The sequence below is a fragment of the Microbacterium gallinarum genome (assembly GCF_014837165.1).
GTDB classification, from domain to species: Bacteria; Actinomycetota; Actinomycetes; order Actinomycetales; family Microbacteriaceae; genus Microbacterium; species Microbacterium gallinarum.
This window is the reverse complement of record NZ_JACSPM010000003.1, coordinates 171,522-192,838: the sequence shown is the minus strand read 5'-3', so window position 1 is coordinate 192,838 and position 21,317 is coordinate 171,522. Positions and strand designations below refer to the sequence as shown.

Here is a 21,317-nt window from a genome sequence, read left to right as displayed (position 1 = left end):
ACAGTCGGTCCTGATGGGCTCATCTCGAGGGAGACCATCCGCCCGCGGCCGCTGGGTTTGCGAGGCATCTCAGCTACGCGGACCTCCTGCGCACGATTACCCCGGCCGATGCTTTGCCCATGCGAGGTGCACTATTCGAGCGCTTCTGGCGACCCCTGCGAGTCTGCGCGGCCTCATTCTGCGTGGCCAGATCTCACGTCACGGAGCTGGCTTCTGCGCCGTCGTTGAATCGGCGCACTGCTCCGAGAGAGCCGGAGGCGCGAGGCATCTCCCTCGCGCCACACCGACGACGCCGGACGGCGTGTAGCCTCACCGGGCTTCGAGCGGCCGACGCGCCAGAGCCGGCGACTCGGGCCTGATGATCCCATCGCTAGTGCGTGCTGAAGCTGACGACCTTCGGCGGACGCACGACGGCACGCGTGATCTCCCGGCCCGCCAGCGAGCGCAGCACACGCTCGTCGGCGCGAGCGAGCCGCTCGAGCTCGGCGGCGTCGATCCGCGCGGGAACCTGCAGCGTTGCGCGCACCTTGCCGTCGATCTGCACGACCGACGTCACGGACTCCTCGACCAGCAGCGTCGGGTCTGCCGAGCGCCACGTGGCGAGCCCGACGAACCCGTCGTACCCGAGGATCTCCCACATCTCCTCCGCCGTGTGCGGCGCGAAGAGGTCGAGGATCATCGCGGTGACCTCGGCGGCCTCGCGCACCGCCGGGTCGGCGGGGCCGGCGCCGGTGTCGATCGCCTTGCGGGTCGCATTCACCAGTTCCATCAGGCGGGCGACCACTACGTTGAACTTGTTGTGCTCGATGAGACCCGGGGCGTCGGCGAGCAGGCGGTGCGTGACGCGGCGCAGCGCCGGGTCGCCCTCGGCCCAGATCACGTCGGGGTCGCTCGTGACGTCCTTCGCCACGCGCCACGCGCGGGCGAGGAACTTCTGGGCACCTGTCGTCGAGACGTCCTCCCAGTTGATGTCGTCCTCGACCGGACCGGCGAACGCGATCGCGGTGCGCACCGCATCGGCACCGGGGTCGACCATGCTCGAGGCGAACTCGACCAGGTTGCCCTTGCTCTTCGACATCTTCGAGCCGCCGAGCAGCACCATGCCCTGGTTGATCAGGCTCGTGAAGGGCTCGGTGAAGTCGATCAGGCCCATGTCGTACAGGACCTTGGTGATGAAGCGCGCGTACAGCAGGTGCAGGATCGCGTGCTCGACGCCGCCGATGTAGGAGTCGACGGGCGCCCAGCGGTCGGCCTCGCGGGTCGGGAACGCCTGCGTCGGGTCGTTCGAGGCGAGGAAGCGCAGGAAGTACCACGAGCTGTCGACGAACGTGTCCATCGTGTCGGCGTCGCGCAGGGCGGGCTCACCGGTCTCGGGGTCGACCGTCTGCATCCACTCCGACGCGCCGCCGAGCGGCGACGTGCCCTTGGGCGCCAGGTCGAGGCCGTGGGCGTCGGGCAGCTGCAGCGGCAGCTGGTCGTCGGGCACCGGCACGATGCGTCCGTCGGCGGTGTGGATCATGGGGATCGGCGTACCCCAGAAGCGCTGGCGCGAGATGAGCCAGTCGCGCAGGCGGTACGACTTCGCCGCGCGACCCACACCCGCTGCTTCGAGCTGCTCGATGATGCGGGCGATCGCATTGCGCTTGGACAGGCCGTCGAGCGCGCCGGAGTTGATCATCCGACCCTCGCCGGTGAGCGCGATGCCCGTCTTGGCCGGGTCGAGATCGTCGAGGGATGCCTCGTCCGCACCGGGATCGATCGGAACGCCGTCGTCGTCGAGCTCGATGACCGGGATCGCTCCGGTGATGGGCGCGGTCGTGTCGACGACGACCTTGACCGGGAGGTCGAAGGCGCGTGCGAAGTCGAGGTCGCGCTGGTCGTGGGCGGGCACGGCCATGACGGCGCCGTGACCGTAGTCGGCCAGCACGTAGTCGGCGGCCCAGATGGGCAGCCGCTCGCCGTTGATCGGGTTGATCGCGTAGCGGTCGAGGAACACGCCGGTCTTCGGGCGGTCGGTGCTCTGGCGCTCGATGTCGGTCTCGCGCTGGACGCGCTCCAGGTAATCCTGGAAGCGCACGCGCACTTCGGGCGAGGCGCCCGCCGCCAGCTCGGCGGCGAGGTCGCTGTCGGGCGCCACGACGAAGAACGTCGCACCGTGCAGCGTGTCGGGCCGCGTCGAGAAGACGGTGACGCGTTCGTCTCGGCCCTCGATCTCGAACTCGATGTCGGCGCCGATCGAACGGCCGATCCAGTTCCGCTGCATGCGGATGACCTTCTGCGGCCAGAACCCCTCGAGCTGGTTGAGGTCGTCGAGGAGGCGGTCGGCGTAATCGGTGATCTTGAAGTACCACTGCGTGAGCTTCTTCTTGATGACCTCGTAGCCACAGCGTTCGCAGTGGCCGTCGATGACCTGCTCGTTGGCCAGCACGGTCTGGTCGTTGGGGCACCAGTTGACCGGGCTCTCCTTGCGGTAGGCCAGGCCGCGCTCGTACAGGCGCTGGAACAGCCACTGGTTCCAGCGGTAGTACTCGGGGTCGCTCGTGTGCAGGATGCGCGACCAGTCGTACGACGAGCCGTACTCGCGGAAGCTCTTCTTGTGCTGCTCGATGTTGGCGTAGGTCCACTCGCGCGGGTCGGCACCGCGCTGGATCGCCGCGTTCTCGGCCGGGAGCCCGAACGAGTCCCACCCGATCGGGTTCAGGACGTTGTAGCCGCGGTGACGCCAGAAGCGCGCGACGACGTCGACGTAGGCGTAGTTCTCGGCGTGGCCCATGTGCAGGTCGCCCGACGGGTACGGGAACATCCCGAGCACGTACTTGCGCGGGCGGGTGTCGTCGTCACCGCCCGCGCGGAACGGGTCGGCCTCCGCCCAGCGCTGCTGCCACTTCTGCTGGATGGCGTACGCGTCGTAGCCGCCACCCTCGGAGGGCGCGGTGGTGTCGGGCGGGAGGGTCTGTGACACGAGGGAACCAATCGAACGGATGCCGGAGACGCGCGCGCAGCGCGAAACTCCAGGTTACCGGAACGGCGCCCTCACCAGCCGGGCGGCAGGGAGGCGCCGAGGGCGGCAAGCGGCCCCCGCGCCTTGATCCCCACCTCGGCGACCTCGGCCGCGGCATCCGATCGCCACGTGATCCCTCCACCGGCGCCGACGTACGCGCCACCGTCGTGCACGACGATCGAGCGGATCACCATCGCGAGATCCAGCGCACCGTCGGTCCCCACCCAGCCGAAGCACCCCGCGAAGACGCCGCGCGGTCCGTTCTCCAGACGGTGCAGGATCGTCATCGCCGAGAGCTTCGGCGCCCCCGTCATGCTGCCGGCGGGGAACGCGGCATCGAGCAGCCCGCCGACCGTGATGCCAGGCGTCAGCGCCCCCGAGACGGTGCTGACGAGCTGATGCACGTGCGGGTAGGACTCGACCTGAAGGAGGCCGTCGACGCCCACCGAGCCGGGGGCGCACACCCGCGAGAGGTCGTTGCGCATGAGGTCGACGATCATGACGTTCTCGGCGCGCTCCTTCACGTCGGTGCGCAGCTCGTCGGCGAGCGCGGCGTCGGTCGTCGGATCGGCGCTGCGGGGCCTTGTCCCCTTGATCGGGCGCGTGCGGACGATGCCTTCCTCGACCTCGAGGAACCGCTCGGGGCTGGCGCTCGCCAGGGAGACCGCGCCGGACCGCACCAATCCGCCGTGGTGGGCGGGTGTCGCCGCCCGGAGGCGCAGGTACGTCTCGAGCGGGTCGACCGTCGCGTCGACGTCGAAGCGCGTCGTGAGGCACAGCTGATAGGCATCGCCCTCGCGGATCGCGTCGCGGCACCGCCCGATCAGCTCGGCGTACTCCTCGGCGCTGTGCCGGGAGCGGGCCGTCGCCGCCGTCGGCGCAGGAGCCGGGACGGGCGGCGCGGTGTCGAGCTGCGTGACCGCGGCGGCCAGGGTTTCCGCCTCGGCGCCCGGAGCCACGGCCCACACGCGCCGGGCCGCGTGGTCGAAGGCGAGGAACCGTTCGACCCTGAGCCACTGCTGCCGCGGCATCCCGTCGTCGAATCGGGCCGGAGCACCGGCGCGTTCCGCGGCGTCGTCGTAGCCGAGCCAGCCGACCCAGCCGCCGCGGAACCGTCCCGCCTTCCACGGCTCGGCGTCCGACGTCGCGCACGGCACCGCCCGAACCGCGGAGGGATCGGACTCGGGCACGCCCGCACCGACCCAGCTCCAGCCGTCGGAGACGTCCGGGCCGGCATCCAGCCAGAAGGCGTGCGCGTCGTGGGAGTGGAGGCTCGAGAAGACGGATGCCGGATCCACCCAGTCCGTCAGCTCGACCGCGACGAGGGAGTCCGACATGTTCCCAGGCTAGAGGGCGGGTCGTGGTCCTAGGCTCGTGGCGTGAACGAGTTCCTGTCGTGGCTGCTCGACGCGGTGCAGAGCGTCGATCCGGTTCTCAGGACGGTGCTGGCAGGCCTCGCGATCATGCTCGAGACGAGCGTGCTGATCGGGCTCGTCGTCCCCGGCGACACGATCGTCATCGTCGCGGCGACGGCGGTCGCCTCGCCCCTCGAAGGCGTCCTGCTCGGTGTCGCCGTCGTGGTCGGCGCCCTCATCGGCGAGAGCATCGGCTTCTGGCTCGGCCGCTTCCTCGGCCCGAAGATCGAGCACTCCTGGCTCGGGCGCAAGATCGGCCACGAGAACTGGGCGAGGTCGGAGCGGTACCTGCTGCGGCGCGGCGGCCCGGCGATCTTCATCTCCCGCTTCCTGCCGGTGCTGCACTCGCTCGTGCCGCTCACCGTCGGCATGAGCGGCTACCCGTACCGCCGGTTCCTCGCGTGGACGCTGCCGGCGTGCGTGATCTGGGCTGGGCTGTACATCTCGGTCGCCTCGGTGGCCGCCGGCACCTACCGCCAGCTCGCGGATCAGCTGCACTACGCGGGCTACATCTTCGTCGGCATCATCGTGCTGTTCCTGGTGCTCATCTACGTCAGCAAGAAGGTCATCGAGCGGATCGAGCGCAAGCACCTCGACCACGATCACTCCGCCGCCCGTGCAGGTCGCGTGGAGGAGGACGTGGAAGACTGAGGGGATGCCCGAGAAAGCGACGACCTCTCGCACCAAGGTGCTGTGGCTCGCACGGCTCGAGTACCGCTTCCACTCCTGGCGTGAGCGGCGCGCCCGGCGCCGGGGCCAGACACCGACCGTGACGCCCTTCCCCGGATACGCCGGAACCGAGTGGGTGCGCGTGCTCGGCAGGGTCATGATCGTGCCGCCCGTCAAGAAGACGGAGTCCGGCGAGTACGCGAGCGTGCGCGGCTGGCGCAGCTTCGTGGCCGTGCCGATCGGCTATGCGCAGGTGACCGTCACGATCGCCGGTGTACGCCATGACGTGGTCGCCGATCGCGGCGGTGTCATCGACGTCCGGCTCCCCGCGACGCTCGAAGCCGGCTGGCAGACCTTCACGATGTCGGTCGAGGACGGCGAGCCCGTCGAGACCCGGGTCTTCGTCGTCGGCCCGGAGGTGACGTTCGGCGTCGTGTCGGACGTGGACGACACCGTCATGGTCACGGCGCTCCCCCGCCCGCTGCTCGCCGCCTGGAACTCGTTCGTCGTCGACGAGCACGCACGCCAGCCGGTGCCCGGCATGGCGGTGCTGATGGAGCGCGTTGTGCGCGAGCATCCCGGCGCCCCGGTGATCTACCTCTCGACGGGCGCGTGGAACATCGCGCCGACGCTCATGCGCTTCCTCACGCGTCACCTCTTCCCTCCCGGCGCGCTGCTGCTGACCGACTGGGGACCCACGCACGACCGCTGGTTCCGCAGCGGTCAGACCCACAAGCTTACGAACCTCCGCCGTCTGGCCGAGGAGTTCCCGCACGTACGGTGGCTGCTGCTCGGCGACGACGGCCAGCACGACGACGAGCTGTACACGACCTTCACCGCCGAGCACCCGCAGAACGTCGTCGGCGTGGCGATCCGTCGCCTGTCGCCCGCCGAGGCCGTGCTCGCGGGCGGTCGCACCGCGGTCAACGACCATTCGGCCGCGGCGGTACCCTGGGTGACCGACTCCGACGGCGCCGGGCTGCTGGAGCGGCTGGAAGCAGCCGGCGTCATTCCGCGCTGAGCCCGTCCGACGTCGCACCCCGCGCGTAGGCTGACCGCATGTGCGGACGCTTCGTGGTGGCCAGTGCCGGTTCCGACCTCGTCGGCGTGCTGCGGGTCGACGTCGAGGGCGACGACCTGCCCGAGCCGTCGTACAACGTCGCGCCGACCGCCCAGGTCGCGATCGTGCTCGACTCGCTGAAGGAAGAGCTGCCGACGCGGCGGCTCGAGAGCGCTCGGTGGGGCCTCGTGCCCGGGTGGGCGAAAGACCCCAAGATCGGCGCGCGGGCCTTCAATGCACGGTCTGAAGAGCTCGAGGCCAAGCCGATGTTCCGCAGCGCCCTCGAAAAGCGGCGCGCGGTGGTGCCGACCTCGGGCTACTACGAGTGGAAGACCGAAGACGGCGTGAAGACGCCGCACTACATCCACCCCGCCGACGGGTCTCCGCTGTTCATGGCCGGCCTCTACGAGTGGTGGCGCGACAAGGCGAAGGGCGACGACGATCCGTCCCGCTGGCTCCTGAGCTTCACGATCCTCACGCGCGACTCGATCGGCCGCCTCGGCTCCATCCACGACCGCATGCCGCTGTTCCTCGACGCCGATCACGCCGACGCGTGGCTCGACCCGACGACCGACAACGTGCGCGACGTGCTCGACGCCGCCATCGACGCCGCGCCGGCCCTGGCCGAGACGCTCGACGACCATGTCGTGTCGAAGGCCGTGGGCAACGTGCGCAACAACTCCCCCGCGTTGATCGAGCCCGTCGACGACTGATCCGGCGCGTCCTCGTCGCGATCGGCTCCCGGCGGACGCCCGGTGGTCGTGCGTATCCTCGAACGGTGACGATCGCCCCACCCCAGCGCCCCGTGCTCCGCGCGGCCGACTGGCGTGCGCGCGAAGCCGCCCACATCGCGCGGGCCGACGAGCTGACGGCGGCGCACCGGCGACGAGCGGCGCGTGGCGAGAAGCATCCCGTCGAGGATTTCCTCTTCACCTATTACTCGTACAAGCCGTCGCTGCTGCGGCGCTGGCACCCGGGCGCGGGCGTCGAGCTCGCCGAAGCCGCCGGCGAGCGGGCAGGCTGGCGCTGGTACACCTCGGGGGACACCCCGGGCTCGGTGACCCTCGACGCGGACGCGCTGCGCGCCGAACGCGGCGCTCTCATCGCGAACATCGGCCGCGTCCTTCGCGCCACCGCGGGTCGATCCGGCAGCTTCGGATGCTTCGGCCTGCACGAATGGGCGATGGTCTACCGTGAGCGCACGCACCGCCACGAGGTGCCGCTGCGCCTCGGGCAGGAGGCGACGGACGCCGTCGTCGAGGCTCACGACCTGAAGTGCACGCACTTCGACGCATTCCGATTCTTCACTCCGGCGGCCGTCCCGCTCAATCGAGACGCGCCCACGCGCGAGCGCCAGGCCGACCTCGAGCAGCCCGGGTGCCTTCACGCCGGCATGGATCTCTACAAGTGGGCGGTCAAGCTCGGGCCGCTCGTTCCCGGCGACCTCCTGCTCGACGCCTTCGCCTTGGCCCGCGACATCCGCACGCTCGACATGCAGGCCTCGCCGTACGACCTTGCCGACTGGGGCTACGCGCCCGTGCGGATCGAGACAGTCGAGGGCAAGGCGGAGTACGTGCGCGCCCAGCGCGGCTTCGCCGAGCGCGGCCAGGCGCTGCGCGAGCGACTTCTCGGCGCCGTCGGCGCCGTCTGCGCCGTCTGAGTCAGCCGACCGGCTGGCAGTCGCCGCAGGGCAGCAGTCCGCGGCCGTCCGCCGCCAGCTGCAGGCGTAGCTGCGCCACGCGCGTCGCCGCCTCGCGCAGGCGATCGGGCGGCAGCGTCCCGGCGTCGACCGCCCCGACGATGCCGTCGACGATGCGCGGTGCGCTCTCGGCCGACGTGAACATCACCGACAGCAGCAGGTCGTTCCCTGCGGCCAGTGCCGCGACGGCGTTGGCGACGGGGTCGGAGTAGGACGAGATTCCGGATGCCTCGAGCATGCCGAGATCGTCGGTGACCGCCACGCCGTCGAAGCCGAGTTCCTCGCGCGCGATGCGGTGCCACTCGGCCGAGAGGGTCGCCGGCTGCGCATCCACCGCGGTGTACGCGAGATGGCCGAACATCAGCAGCGGCGCCCCGGCGTCGATCCCGGACCGGAACGGCTGCGCCGGGCCGCTGAGCCACTGGTCCTTGCTCATGTCCGTGGACGGGATGCCGCGGTGCGAGTCGCCGGGGGCGGCGCCGTGGCCCGGGAAGTGCTTGAGTGTGGACAGCGCCGCACTGCTCTCGCCTGCCACAGCGGCGGCGACGCGATCGGCCGAGGCCGCAGGGGTCGTGCCGAGCGCGCGGCGGAAGATGAACGACGAGGGATCGTCGGTCTCGTCGGCCACGATCCCGAAGTTCACGCCGATTCCGGCGCGCCCGACGAGCGCGCCACGGCCGGCGAACGCGATCTCGGCTGCGGCCGGTGCCTCGTTCTTGAGGTCGACCGAGGAGCGGAAGTCGTCCCACGGCAGTCGCGAGACGTCGCCGCCCTCCTGGTCGATCGCGAGCACCGGCGGGAAGGCGGCATCGGTCGTGAGAGCTGCCGTCACGGCCCGGAGCGTCGCCTCGTCGCCCGGGACGTTGGCCCCCATCAGGATGAAGCCGCCGATCCCTGTCGCCTGCATGTAGGCCTTCAGCGCCCCGGGGTCGGTCGTCGGGATGTGACCCATCACCACGGAGGCGGCCTGCTCGCGCGTCGACATCGCCTCCACCCGCTGCGCGGCGGCGGCTGCGAGGTCGTCCGCGGGCGCCGGTTCGACCACGACGGATCCCGTCGCAGACGGCGGGGCCGCGTCATCCGCCCACGATCCGTCCGCGCTTCCGAGCACGAGGACCGCGACGATCGCCGTGACGGCGCCGGCCGCGCGATGACGTGCTCTCACGGGGTCAGCCTAGGCGTGCAGCCGACTGCGCGCGTCGCCGATGAGACTCGAACGATCAGAACGGGAGCAGCGGATCGACCGCGATCGCGACGAAGATCAGCGTCAGGTAGGTGATCGAGGCGTGGAAGACCCGCATCGGGCGCGGCTCGGTACCGCGCACCGCACGGTTGTAGAGACGGTGCGACTCGTAGATGAACCAGCCGCCGAACACCAGCGACGACACGGTGTAGACCAGTCCCATCCCGGCGACCGGGATGAGCAGGAGCGAGCACGCCACGGTGGCCCACGCGTAGAGGATGACCTGCAGGCCGACCTGCGAGCCGTTGCGGGTCGCGCCCAGCATGGGCACGTCGACTTCTTCGTACTGGTCCTTGTACTTCATCGACAGCGGCCAGTAGTGCGGCGGCGTCCAGAGGAAGACGAGCACGAACAGGATGACGGGCGGCCAGGCCAGCGAGCCGGTGACGGCCGTCCACCCGATCAGCACCGGGAAGCAGCCGGCGATGCCGCCCCACACGATGTTCTGCTCGGTGCGGCGCTTGAGGATCATCGTGTAGATCACGACGTAGAAGAAGATGGCGGCGGCCGACAGCGTGGCCGCGAGCCAGTTGGTCGTGAACAGCAGCCACACGGTCGAGAACACCGCGAGCGTCCACGCGAAGACCAACGCTCCACGGGGTGAGACCTCGCCCGTGACGAGCGGCCGGTTCACCGTGCGCTGCATGTGCGCGTCGATGTCGCGGTCGAGGTACATGTTGAACGCCGCCGCCGACCCGGCGCTGGCTGTGCCGCCGATGACCGTGGCGACCACGAGCCACAGGTCGGGAAGTCCGCCCTGGGCCAGGATCATCACCGGAACGGTCGTGACGAGCAGCAGCTCGAGCACGCGAGGCTTCATGAGCGCGATGTAGGCGCGGATCGTGCGGCCGAGCGGCTGGCGGGACTCGCGAGGAGCGTGAGCGGATGCCTCGGCACCCGCCGTCGTCGTGATGTCCATCTCCCCCGCAATCGCCGCCCGCAGAAATCACTTAAGTCTATGGCATGGCGCCGAGGATCCCCCGCCGCGGGCTACCGCTCACATTCGGCCGCGCAGTCGCGTGAGCGAAACGTCACGCGTGCGACACGGCGACGACATGCACAACAAGGGCCGGTCCGCAAGACTCTGTCACACAGCGGCTCACATCGCCGGGGCGGCATGCCCCTTCGCTATGCTGAGACCACACGCGCGCCCGCGTCGATCCCCCTTCGCCCACTCCCGGGACAAGGCTGTGGTTCGGCCCCTGTCGGGCGCACCTTCATTAGAGAGGCGGTCCCGTGTCGGAGCTGCGTTGGGATGAGATCGATCGGCGCGCGGTGGACACCGCTCGTGTGCTGGCTGCGGACGCTGTGGAGAAGGTCGGCAACGGCCACCCCGGCACCGCGATGAGCCTGGCGCCTGCCGCGTACCTGCTGTATCAGCGGGTGCTGCGCCACGACCCGGCCGACACGCACTGGGTGGGACGCGACAGGTTCATCCTGTCGGCCGGGCACTCCTCGCTGACGCAGTACGTGCAGCTGTACCTGGGCGGGTTCGGCCTCGAGCTCGGCGACCTCGAGTCGCTGCGCACGTGGGGCTCGAAGACGCCCGGACACCCGGAGTACGGGCACACGGCGGGTGTCGAGATCACCACCGGCCCGCTCGGCCAGGGCCTCGCCTCGTCGGTCGGCTTCGCCTACGCGGCCCGCTACGAGCGCGGCCTGTTCGACCCCGAGACCCCGGCGGGCGAGTCGCCCTTCGACCACCACATCTACGTCATCGCCGGCGACGGCGACCTGCAGGAGGGCGTGACCTCCGAAGCGTCGAGCCTCGCCGGCCACCAGCAGCTGGGCAACCTCATCGCGATCTACGACTCGAACCAGATCTCGATCGAGGACGACACCAACGTCGCCTTCACCGAGGACGTCGCGAAGCGGTACGAGTCCTACGGCTGGCACGTGCAGGTCGTGGACTGGAAGAAGTCCGGCGAGTACGTCGAAGACGTCGCCGAGCTGTACGCCGCGATCGAGGCGGCGAAGGGCGAGAACGCCAAGCCGTCGCTGATCATCCTGCGCACCATCATCGGCTGGCCGTCGCCCGGCAAGCAGAACACCGGCAAGATCCACGGTTCGGCGCTCGGCGCCGACGAGCTCGCCGCGACGAAGAAGGTGCTCGGCTTCGACCCCGAGCAGTCCTTCGTGGTCGCCGACGATGTGCTCGCGCACACCCGCTCGCTCGCCGAGCGCGCCGCCGAGTCCCGCGCCGCGTGGCAGGAGTCCTTCGACGCCTGGGCGGCCGCCAACCCCGAGCGCAAGGCCCTGTTCGACCGTGTGCAGGCCCGCGAGCTGCCGGACGGCATCGCAGCGGCACTGCCCTCGTTCGAGGCGGGCAAGGACGTCTCCACGCGTGCCGCGTCGGGCGTCGTCATCAACGCACTCGCCGCGGAGCTCCCTGAGCTGTGGGGCGGATCGGCCGACCTGGCCGAGTCGAACCTGACCACCATCAAGGACGGCAAGAGCTTCATCCCCGCCGAGTGGTCGACCCACGAGTGGTCGGGCGACCCGTACGGGCGCGTGCTGCACTTCGGCATCCGCGAGCACGCGATGGGCGCGATCGTCAACGGCATCGTGCTGCACGGCCCGACCCGCGCGTTCGGCGGCACGTTCCTCATCTTCAGCGACTACATGCGCCCCTCCGTGCGCCTGGCCGCGCTGATGGACATCCCGTCGATCTTCGTCTGGACCCACGACTCCGTCGCCCTCGGCGAGGACGGCCCGACGCACCAGCCGGTCGAGCAGCTCGCGACGCTGCGCGCCATCCCGAACTTCGCCGTGGTGCGCCCCGCCGACGCCAACGAGACCGCCGTCGCATGGCTCGAGCTGCTGCGCCGCAACGCCGGACCCGCCGGCATCGCGCTCACCCGCCAGAACATCCCGGTGTTCCCGCGCGGTGAGGGCGAGGCATCCGGCGACACCTTCGCGTCGGCGGAGCTGGCAACGAAGGGTGCCTACGTGCTGGCGGAAGCGCCCGGCGGCACGCCCGACGTGATCCTCATCGCCACCGGCTCCGAGGTGCAGCTCGCCGTCGCCGCGCGCGAGACCCTCGCCGCCGAAGGCGTGAACGCCCGTGTCGTGTCCGCTCCCTCGCTGGAGTGGTTCGCCGAGCAGGACGACGCCTACCGCGAGTCCGTTCTGCCGGCAGCGGTCACCGCGCGCGTGTCGGTCGAGGCCGGCTCTGCGCTCACCTGGCGCGGCATCGTCGGCGACAAGGGCCGCTCGGTCGCGATCGACCACTTCGGCGCCTCCGCCGACTACAAGACCCTCTTCCAGAAGTTCGGCATCACCGCCGACGCCGTCGTCGAGGCGGCACGCGAATCCCTTAAGGAGAACGCAGCATGAGCACCCCCACCGAAAAGCTCTCCGCCGCCGGCGTGAGCATCTGGCTGGACGACCTGTCGCGCGAGCGCATCACGTCGGGCAACCTCACCGAGCTCATCTCGACGCGCAACGTCACGGGCGTCACCACGAACCCGACGATCTTCCAGGGCGCCATCGGCGGCGGCGGTCACGCGTACGCCGACCAGATCGCACAGCTGGCGGCCAAGGGCGCGTCGGTCGACGAGGCGATCTTCGCCGCGACCACCGATGACGTCCGCGACGCGGCCGACATCTTCCGCCCGGTGTACGACGCAACGAAGGGCGCGGACGGCCGCGTGTCGATCGAGGTCTCCCCCGACCTCGCACACGACACCGACGCCACCATCGCGCAGGCCAAGGAGCTGTGGGCGACCGTCGGCCGTCCGAACGTCCACATCAAGATCCCCGCGACGAAGGCCGGCCTCCCCGCCATCACCGCTGTCCTCGCCGAGGGCATCTCGGTGAACGTGACGCTCATCTTCAGCCTGGAGCGCTACGCCGACGTCATCGAGGCGTACCTCGCCGGCATCGAGAAGGCGAAGGATGCCGGGCACGACGTGTCGCAGATCCACTCGGTCGCCTCGTTCTTCGTGTCGCGCGTCGACACCGAGGTCGACAAGCGCCTCGACGCGATCGGCACCGACGAGGCCGAGGCCCTGAAGTCGCTCGCCGGCGTCGCCAACGCGCGGCTCGCATACGAGCTGTACGAGCAGGCGTTCGCCACCGACCGTGCCACGGCGCTGCTCGAGGCCGGCGCGAACGCGCAGCGCCCGCTGTGGGCGTCGACCGGCGTCAAGGACCCCTCGCTGCCCGACACGCTGTACGTGACCGAGCTCGTCGCCCCCGGCACCGTGAACACGATGCCCGAGAAGACGCTCGAGGCGACGTTCGACCACGGCCAGATCGCCGGCGACGCCGTCACCGGCACCTACGCGGCCGCGCACAAGGTGTTCGCCGACCTCGCGGCCGCGGGCGTCGACTTCGCCGACGTCACCCAGGTGCTGGAAGACGAGGGCGTCTCGAAGTTCATCGCCTCGTGGCACGACCTTCAGGGCACGGTAAAGACCGCGCTCGAGAACGCGCCCGAGGTCGCACGATGAGCTTCGAGATCCACCTCAGCGGCCACGTCAAGTCGGTCGTCGACGAGACCCTCCCCGGCCTCGTCGCCAGCCTCGTCGCGTCGGGCATCACCGCGGGTGACGGCTCGCTGTGGGGCCCGGAAGCCGAGGAGGAGGCATCCAAGCGCCTCGGCTGGGTGCAGGCGGTCACCGTCTCGCGCCCCCTCGTGCCGCAGATCGAGGCGCTCCGCCGGGAGCTCGCCGCGAAGGGCGTCACGCGCGTTGTGCTCGCGGGCATGGGCGGCTCGTCGCTCGCGCCCGAGGTCATCGCGCAGACGGCCGGCGTGCCGCTCGTGATCCTCGACTCCACGGCGCCCGGCCAGGTCCTGGCCGCCATCGACGGCGACGCCCAGCAGGGCGACCTCAGCAAGACCGTGCTCGTCGTGTCGTCGAAGTCGGGCTCGACCGTCGAGACCGACTCGGCCAAGCGCGCCTTCGAAGCCGCCTTCCGCGACCTCGGCATCGACCCCGTCGAGCGCATCGTGGTCGTCACCGACCCCGGTTCGCCGCTCGACCAGGCGGCGCGCGCCGACGGCTACACCGTCTTCAACGCCGACCCCACCGTAGGGGGCCGCTACTCGGCACTCACCGCGTTCGGGCTGGTTCCGGCCGGGCTCGCCGGCGTCGACATCGCGGAGATCCTCGACGAGGCGGAGGCGACTCTGCTCGAGGTCGCGATCGACAGCCCCGACAACCCTGCGCTCGTGCTCGCCGCGGCCATCGCCGGCGGCGAGCCCCGTCGCGACAAGCTCGGCCTGGTCACCGACGGCACGCACATCGTGGGCCTTCCGGACTGGATCGAGCAGCTCGTCGCCGAGTCGACGGGCAAGCAGGGCACCGGCATCCTGCCTGTCGTCCTGCTCCCGGTCTCACCCGAGGTCGAGAGCGTCCCTTCCGACCTGCAGATCGTGCGACTGGTCGATGAGGCGAAGAAGTTCCACCTCTTCGAGCACCACAACGGCGAGGTCCTCGTCAGCGGCTCGCTCGGCGCGCAGTTCGTCGTGTGGGAGTACGCCACGGCGATCGCGGGCAAGATGCTCGGCATCAACCCGTTCGATCAGCCCGACGTGGAGTCCGCCAAGATCGCCGCCCGCGGCCTGCTCGACGCACGACCCGAGCCGACCGAGCCGGCCTTCACGGCCGAAGGCGTCGAGGTGCGCGTGTCCGACCCCGAGCTCGCGGTCTCCGGAACCGTCGCCGGCGTGCTCGACGCGCTCTGGTCGCGTCTGCCCGCAGACGGCTACGTCTCGATCCAGGCCTACGTCAACCGGCTCGAACTCGATCAGCTCACCGGGCTGCGCGAGCTCGTCGCCGCCGACTCCGGACGCCCGACGACGTTCGGCTGGGGACCCCGCTTCCTGCACTCGACGGGTCAGTTCCACAAGGGCGGCCCGGCGAACGGCGTCTTCCTGCAGATCCTCGAGCGCACCGACACCGACCTCGAGATTCCCGACCGTCCCTTCACGTTCGGGCGGCTCATCCAGGCACAGGCGGCGGGCGACGCGAGCGTGCTCGCGGATGGCCACGGCCGCCCCGTCGTCACGCTCACGCTCACCGACCCCCGGATCGAAGTGCTCTCGCTCTTCGAGGCGGCCCAGTAGGAGACCCGCTCCCACATGACAGTCGAGATCTCACGCGGCGGCAATCCGCTGCGCGACCCGGATGACCGTCGGCTCAACCGGATCGCCGGTCCGAGCGCGCTCGTGATCTTCGGGGTCACGGGAGACCTCTCCCGCAAGAAGCTCATGCCGGCCGTCTACGACCTCGCCAACCGCGGGCTGCTGCCTCCCGGCTTCGCGCTCGTCGGCTTCGCGCGACGCGACTGGGAGGACCAGGACTTCGCCAAGGTCGTCTACGACGCGGTGCGCCAGCACGCGCGCACCGAGTTCCGCGATGAGACGTGGCAGCAGCTGCTGCAGGGCATCCGCTTCGTCTCCGGCGAGTTCGACGACCCGGAGGCCTTCCGCCGCCTGAAGGAGACCGTCGACAAGCTCGACACCGAGCGCGGCACGATGGGCAACCACGCGTACTACCTGTCGATCCCGCCGAAGGCGTTCCCCCTCGTCGCGGAGCAGCTGAAGGCGTCGGGCCTCGTCGACGACACCGCCGACCAGCCCGACCGCTGGCGCCGCGTGGTCATCGAGAAGCCGTTCGGCCACGACCAGGAGTCGGCACGCGCTCTGAACGACGTGCTGCGCTCGGCGTTTCCGACGGACTCGATCTTCCGCATCGACCACTACCTCGGCAAGGAGACGGTCCAGAACATCCTGGCGCTGCGCTTCGCGAACGAGCTGTACGAGCCGATCTGGAACCGCAACTACGTCGACCACGTGCAGATCACGATGGCGGAGGACATCGGGGTGGGCGGCCGCGCCGGCTACTACGACGGTGTCGGCGCCGCTCGCGACGTCATCCAGAACCACCTTCTGCAGCTCATGGCGCTCACCGCGATGGAGGAACCCATCTCGTTCGACGCGAAGGACCTCCGCGCCGAGAAGGAGAAGGTGCTCGCTGCGGTCACCCTCCCGTCGGACCTCGGGCGCTCGACCGCTCGCGGTCAGTATGCCGGCGGATGGCAGGGCGGCGAGAAGGTGCTCGGCTTCCTCGAGGAAGACGGCATGAACCCGCAGTCCACGACCGAGACGTACGCCGCCGTCACGCTCGAGGTGAACACGCGCCGCTGGGCCGGCGTGCCGTTCTACCTGCGCACCGGCAAGCGCCTCGGCCGCCGAGTCACCGAGATCGCCGTGGTGTTCAAGCGCGCCCCCGAGCTGCTGTTCTCGCGCAGCCAGACCTCGGGTCAGGGCCAGAACGCGCTCGTGATCCGCGTCCAGCCCGATGAGGGCGTGACGATCCGCTTCGGCTCCAAGGTGCCCGGCGCCGGAGCCCAGGTGCGCGACGTCACGATGGACTTCGGCTACGGCCACGCCTTCACCGAGGCGAGCCCCGAGGCCTATGAGCGCCTCATCCTCGACGTGCTCCTCGGCGACCCGCCGCTGTTCCCGCGGCACGAAGAGGTCGAACTGTCGTGGAAGATCCTCGACCCGATCGAGGAGTTCTGGGAGGCCCAGGGCGGACCGCTCGAACAGTACTCGCCCGGATCGTGGGGCCCGGATTCCGCGGACGAGATGCTCGCCCGCGATGGTCGCACCTGGAGGCGCCCGTGATCGTCGACCTTCCCGACACCACCGTCAGCAAGATCTCCCGTGCACTCGTCAACGTGCGCGAGGAGGGCGGGGCGGTCGCGCTCGGACGCGTGCTGACGCTCGTCATCCTGACGCGCGAGGGCGCCGTCGAAGAGGTGATCGAGGCCGCGAACGACGCGTCGCGTGAGCACCCGATGCGCGTCATCGTGCTCATGATCCCCGACGGCGACGACGGCGAGTCCCGCCTCGACGCACAGATCCGTGTCGGCGGCGACGCCGGCGCGAGCGAGGTCGTCACGCTGCGCGCGTTCGGCGACGCCGGCCGCTCGAACCTGGAGAGCCTGGTCACGGGCCTGCTGCTGCCCGACGCACCGGTCGTCGTGTGGTGGCCCAACCGGACGCCCGACCACATCTCGAAGACCTCGATCGGCCGCATCGCGCAGCGCAGGATCACGGATGCCGCGACCAAGTCCGATCCCTCGGCCTGGGTCGCCGGGCTCGGCGAGCAGTACGCGCCCGGCGACACCGACCTCGCGTGGACGCGCCTGACGCGCTGGCGCGAGCAGCTGGCCGCGATCCTCGACCAGCCGCCCTACGAGCCGGTCGTCGGAGTGCGGGTGCGCGGCGCAGCCGATTCGCCGTCCACCGCGCTCCTCGCGGCGTGGCTGCGGCTCACGCTCGACGTGCCCGTCGACTGGGCGTACCTCGACGCCGAGGAGTGGCCACACGGCATCAAGTCCGTCGCACTCGTGCGCCCGAGCGGCGAGGTGCTCCTCGAGCGCCCAAGTCCCGGCGTGGCGATCCTGACCCAGCCGGGTCAGCCCACGCACGACCTCGCGTTCCCGCGCCGCACGCTGCGCGAATGCCTGGCCGAGGAACTCCGTCGCCTCGATCCTGACGTCCTGTATGGTCGAGTGATCACCGAGGGCTGGGAGCTGCTCGACCCTCCGGCGACGAAGGAGACGCAGGACGCATGAGTCGTGTGGTGAGTGACCACGATGGTTGAAGCCTGGGCCGAGAAGCGGGTGGTCATCTCCCCCGATCCTTCGACGCTCGCCGAAGCGGTCGCCGCACGGTTCCTGAGCCGCGTCGCGAAGCGCGTGGATGAGGGCAAGCTCGCCCACGTCGCGCTGACCGGCGGCTCGATGGGCTCGGCCGTCCTGGCCGCAGCCGCCCGAAGCCCTCGCATCGAGAAGATCGACTGGTCCGGCGTGCACTTCTGGTGGAGCGACGAGCGCTGGGTGCCGCAGGGCCACGACGACCGCAACGAGAAGCAGTCGCGCGCCGCACTCCTCGACGCGCTCGACATCCCCGCGGGGAACCTGCACGTCGCCCCGGCGAGCGACGACGGCCTCGACCTCGACGCCGCGGCGGACGTCCACGCCGAGCAGCTCGCGCGATTCGCCGGATCGGAGGGACCATGGCCGTCGTTCGACGTCTGCTTCCTCGGCGTCGGGCCGGACGGCCACATCGCCTCGCTGTTCCCCGACCGGCCCGAGATCCTCGTCACCGACCGCTCGGTGCTGGGCGTGCGCGACTCCCCCAAGCCCCCGCCGGAGCGTCTCACGATGACCCGCCCGGTCATCAACAGCTCGAAGCGCGTCTGGATGGTCATCGCCGGCGCCGACAAGGCCTCGGCGCTCGGCCTCGCCCTCGCGGGGGCGAGCTATGCCAGTGTGCCGGCCGCGGGCGCCAAGGGCCGCAAGCGCACGGTCTTCTTCGTCGACCAGGCAGCCGCGGCCAACGTGCCGCCCGAGCTCATCGACCGCGAGTATTGACGCGATTCGGATCAATGCGAGCGCAGCCCGCGTTGATGCGAATCGGGTCAGGATCGAGTGCCGCCGCGAAGCGACGGTGTATCGAGATCCAAGCGAAACCGGGTCGACTCGCCCCAGAACGAACAGAAGAGCGGATGCCGAGGCATCCGCTCTTCTGTTGAATCCGTCGTGGTCAGTCCTGGCCGCGACGCTCTCGCAGCTGCTTGAGCGCGTCGTCGAGGAGGGCGTCGGCCTCTTCCTCGGTGCGGCGCTCCTTCACGTACGCGAGGTGCGTCTTGTACGGCTCGGTCTTGGCGACCGCAGGCGGGTTGGCCTTGTCGCGGCCGGCCGGCAGACCGGAGTGCGGAGAGTCGATCGTGTCGGGGATCTCCTCGTCGGGGATCCCGGCGGCGAAATACCGGACGGTCTCGTTGCCGAGGGCGTCCCAGTAGGACACCGCCACTCGATCTGCGTGGAACCCGTGGTCCTGCTCGCCCATCGGCCCGGCACCGACGCGGGTGCCGCGGATCGCGTTGCCTCCGGTCGCCATCAGAGCGCCTGGAACTTCGTGATCAGGCCGAGCGCCACGATGGCCACGAACCACACCAGGGCGAGGATCACCGTGAAGCGGTTGAGGTTGCGCTCAGCGAGTCCGGACGAGCCGAGGGCGGACGTCATGCCGCCGCCGAACATGTCGGACAGGCCGCCGCCGCGCCCCTTGTGGAGCAGGATGAGGAGGGTCAGCAGGAGGCTCGTGATACCGAGGAGCACCTGCAGGACGAACTCGAGGATCTGCACAGTCGTTGAAGCCTTTCGCCGCGATCAGTCGCCGATCGCACAAGGGTCGAGTATACCGGTCAGACGCCGACGTGCTTCTGATACCGGATGATCGCAGCGAACTCGTCGACGACGAGGCTCGCTCCGCCGACCAGCGCACCGTCCACATCGGGCTCGCGCATGAAGCTCGCGATGTTCGCGGCCTTGACGGATCCGCCGTAGAGCACGCGTGTGCGTGCCGCGGCGTCCTCGCCCAGCTTCTCCGCGATGACGTCGCGCAGCTTGGCGCAGACGTCCTGCGCCTGCTCGGGCGTCGCCGCCTGGCCGGAGCCGATGGCCCAGACGGGCTCGTAGGCGACGACGATGTCGGCGTCGGCCTTCACGCCCTCGAGGGCTGCCTTCAGCTGGCCGACGGGCACGGCGCTCGCGCCGAACTTCTCGAGGTCGTCGGCCGACTCACCGACGCAGATCACCGGCACGAGACCGTGCTTGAGGGCGGCCTGCACCTTGGCCGCGACGATCTCGTCGCCCTCGTGGTGGTACTCGCGGCGCTCGGAGTGGCCGATGATGACGTACCGGTTGTCGAGCTTCGCGAGAAAGGCGCCCGACACCTCGCCGGTGTAGGCACCGGAGTCATGCGTCGAGATGTCCTGCGCGCCGAGGGCGAACGGGATCTTGTCGGCGTCGAGGAGCGTCTGCACGGTGCGCAGGTCGGTGAACGGCGGGAAGACCGCCACCTCGACCGACCCGTCCTCGTGCTTGGCGTCCTTGAGCGTCCAGTGCAGCTTCTGGACGAACGCGACGGCCTGGAGGTGGTCCAGGTTCATCTTCCAGTTGCCGGCGATGAGCGGGGTGCGGGGTGTCACTGCCATCCGAGGACCTCCAGTCCGGGGAGCTTCTTGCCCTCGAGGAACTCGAGGCTGGCGCCTCCGCCCGTCGAGATGTGGCCGAAGCGGTCGTCTGTGAAGCCGAGCTGACGCACGGCGGCGGCGGAGTCGCCGCCTCCGACGACCGACAGGCCGTCGACTTCGGTGAGCGCCTGTGCGACGGCCTTCGTGCCGGCGGCGAACGGTGCGAGCTCGAACACGCCCATCGGGCCGTTCCAGAACACCGTCTTCGAGTCGCGCACGAGTTCTGCGAAGCGTGCCGCCGTCTCGGGACCGATGTCGAGACCGAGTCCGGATGCTCCGAAGTCGGTGTCCTCGATGGTCGCGGCGCTCGTGACCACGTGCTCCGCGTCGGCACCGAACTTCGAGGCGACGACGACGTCGGTGGGCAGCACGAGCTCGACGCCCGACTCCTCGGCGCGGCGCATGTAGTCGCGGACGGTGTCGAGCTGGTCGGCCTCGAGCAGGCTCGAGCCCACCTTGTGGCCCTGGGCGGCGAGGAACGTGAACAGCATGCCGCCGCCGATGAGCAGCCGGTCGACGCGCGGCAGCAGGTGGGAGATGACGCCGAGCTTGTCGCTGACCTTCGAACCGCCGAGGACGACCGTGTACGGCCGCTCGGGGCTCTCGGTGAGCCGGTCGAGCACGTCCAGTTCGGCGGCGATCAGCAGGCCGGCCGCCGAGGGCAGGAGCTGCGCGAGCTCGTACACGGACGCCTGCTTGCGGTGGACCACGCCGAAGCCGTCCGACACCAGCGCGTCGCCGAGCTCGGCCAGCTCACCCGCGAACTCGCGGCGCTCCGCGTCGTCTTTGGAGGTCTCGCCCGGGTTGAAGCGGAGGTTCTCGATCACCGCGACGTCGCCGTCCTCGAGGGCCGCGACGGCCTCGTGGGCGGACTCGCCGACGGTGTCGCGCGCGAACGCGACCGGCTTGCCGAGCAGCTCGGACAGCCGCTGGGCGACCGGGGCGAGGCTGTACTTCGCGTCGGGCGCGCCGTCAGGGCGACCCAGGTGGGAGCAGACGACGACGCGGGCGCCGGCGTTGATGAGGGCGTTGAGCGTGGGAAGCGTGGCCCGCACACGGCCATCGTCCGTGATGACCGCGTCCTTGAGGGGGACGTTGAGGTCAGCACGGACGATGACGCGCTTGCCGGCCAGCGAACCCAGGGTGTCGAGGGTGCGCAGAGCCATG

Annotated in this window: 18 protein-coding genes; 10 read left to right on the top strand and 8 right to left on the bottom strand. The window is 70.3% G+C overall.

The annotated features are described in order from the left end of the window. Positions 1–370 precede the first annotated feature (370 nt). Entirely contained in the window at positions 371–2,962 is a 2,592-nt protein-coding gene (leuS, locus tag H9622_RS10415) for a leucine--tRNA ligase (RefSeq protein ID WP_191766331.1), read from the bottom strand. A 71-nt stretch (positions 2,963–3,033) separates the two neighbouring features. Further along, complete coding sequence (gene pabB / locus H9622_RS10410) at positions 3,034–4,338, bottom strand: aminodeoxychorismate synthase component I (protein WP_191766330.1); 1,305 nt, start codon at positions 4,336–4,338, stop codon at positions 3,034–3,036. A gap of 42 nt (positions 4,339–4,380) precedes the next feature. Here pabB and H9622_RS10405 point away from each other — a divergent pair, with 42 nt between their 5' ends. From H9622_RS10405 to H9622_RS10390, 4 genes are all read left to right on the top strand, one after another. Next, positions 4,381–5,067: a DedA family protein gene (locus H9622_RS10405; protein ID WP_191766329.1), complete on the top strand. Its 687-nt coding sequence runs from the start codon at positions 4,381–4,383 to the stop codon at positions 5,065–5,067. Positions 5,068–5,071: 4 nt separating this feature from the next. Continuing rightward, positions 5,072–6,106, top strand: a complete 1,035-nt coding sequence (locus H9622_RS10400) for an App1 family protein (RefSeq protein WP_191766328.1) — start codon at positions 5,072–5,074, stop codon at positions 6,104–6,106. A 38-nt stretch (positions 6,107–6,144) separates the two neighbouring features. Then, positions 6,145–6,858, top strand: coding sequence for an SOS response-associated peptidase (locus tag H9622_RS10395; protein ID WP_191766327.1), 714 nt, complete (start codon positions 6,145–6,147; stop codon positions 6,856–6,858). A gap of 65 nt (positions 6,859–6,923) precedes the next feature. Continuing rightward, complete coding sequence (locus H9622_RS10390; RefSeq protein WP_404802866.1) at positions 6,924–7,805, top strand: 3-methyladenine DNA glycosylase; 882 nt, start codon at positions 6,924–6,926, stop codon at positions 7,803–7,805. A 1-nt stretch (position 7,806) separates the two neighbouring features. On the opposite strand, the gene H9622_RS10385 is transcribed toward H9622_RS10390, so the two are convergent. Then, positions 7,807–9,009 carry a glycoside hydrolase family 3 N-terminal domain-containing protein gene (locus tag H9622_RS10385; RefSeq protein WP_191766326.1) on the bottom strand — a complete coding sequence of 401 codons (1,203 nt, stop codon included), beginning with the start codon at positions 9,007–9,009 and terminating at the stop codon, positions 7,807–7,809. Between the two features lie 55 nt (positions 9,010–9,064). Further along, positions 9,065–10,006, bottom strand: coding sequence for a heme o synthase (locus H9622_RS10380; protein ID WP_191766325.1), 942 nt, complete (start codon positions 10,004–10,006; stop codon positions 9,065–9,067). Positions 10,007–10,323: 317 nt separating this feature from the next. On the opposite strand from H9622_RS10380, the gene tkt reads away from it, so the two are divergent. Genes tkt through pgl form a run of 6 tightly spaced genes read left to right on the top strand, consistent with a single transcriptional unit; the run spans position 10,324 to position 18,483 of the window. Next, positions 10,324–12,423, top strand: coding sequence for a transketolase (gene tkt, locus H9622_RS10375; RefSeq protein ID WP_191766324.1), 2,100 nt, complete (start codon positions 10,324–10,326; stop codon positions 12,421–12,423). After that, the gene (gene tal / locus H9622_RS10370; RefSeq protein WP_191766323.1) at positions 12,420–13,541 is read left to right on the top strand and encodes a transaldolase; all 1,122 of its coding nucleotides are present in this window, start codon (positions 12,420–12,422) and stop codon (positions 13,539–13,541) included. The genes tkt and tal overlap by 4 nt, the downstream gene beginning before the upstream one ends. Next, on the top strand, positions 13,538–15,160 hold the full coding sequence (locus H9622_RS10365; RefSeq protein ID WP_191766322.1) for a glucose-6-phosphate isomerase: 1,623 nt from the start codon (positions 13,538–13,540) through the stop codon (positions 15,158–15,160). Before tal ends, H9622_RS10365 begins: the two co-directional genes overlap by 4 nt. Before the next feature lie 15 nt (positions 15,161–15,175). Beyond that, positions 15,176–16,726: a glucose-6-phosphate dehydrogenase gene (zwf, locus tag H9622_RS10360; RefSeq protein WP_191766321.1), complete on the top strand. Its 1,551-nt coding sequence runs from the start codon at positions 15,176–15,178 to the stop codon at positions 16,724–16,726. Further along, positions 16,723–17,682, top strand: a complete 960-nt coding sequence (locus H9622_RS10355) for a glucose-6-phosphate dehydrogenase assembly protein OpcA (RefSeq protein WP_191766320.1) — start codon at positions 16,723–16,725, stop codon at positions 17,680–17,682. Before zwf ends, H9622_RS10355 begins: the two co-directional genes overlap by 4 nt. Positions 17,683–17,703: 21 nt before the next feature. Further along, positions 17,704–18,483 (top strand): 6-phosphogluconolactonase, encoded by a 780-nt coding sequence (gene pgl / locus H9622_RS10350; protein WP_191766319.1) that lies wholly within the window; start codon positions 17,704–17,706, stop codon positions 18,481–18,483. A gap of 172 nt (positions 18,484–18,655) precedes the next feature. On the opposite strand, the gene H9622_RS10345 is transcribed toward pgl, so the two are convergent. The 4 genes from H9622_RS10345 to H9622_RS10330 are packed head-to-tail and all read right to left on the bottom strand — an operon-like array spanning position 18,656 to position 21,316. Continuing rightward, positions 18,656–19,012, bottom strand: coding sequence for an RNA polymerase-binding protein RbpA (locus H9622_RS10345; protein WP_191766318.1), 357 nt, complete (start codon positions 19,010–19,012; stop codon positions 18,656–18,658). After that, complete coding sequence (secG, locus tag H9622_RS10340; protein ID WP_191766317.1) at positions 19,012–19,260, bottom strand: preprotein translocase subunit SecG; 249 nt, start codon at positions 19,258–19,260, stop codon at positions 19,012–19,014. Before secG ends, H9622_RS10345 begins: the two co-directional genes overlap by 1 nt. Before the next feature lie 59 nt (positions 19,261–19,319). Further along, positions 19,320–20,111, bottom strand: coding sequence for a triose-phosphate isomerase (gene tpiA / locus H9622_RS10335; RefSeq protein WP_191766316.1), 792 nt, complete (start codon positions 20,109–20,111; stop codon positions 19,320–19,322). After that, on the bottom strand, positions 20,102–21,316 hold the full coding sequence (locus H9622_RS10330) for a phosphoglycerate kinase (RefSeq protein ID WP_191766315.1): 1,215 nt from the start codon (positions 21,314–21,316) through the stop codon (positions 20,102–20,104). The genes tpiA and H9622_RS10330 overlap by 10 nt, the downstream gene beginning before the upstream one ends. Between the last annotated feature and the right edge of the window lies 1 nt (position 21,317).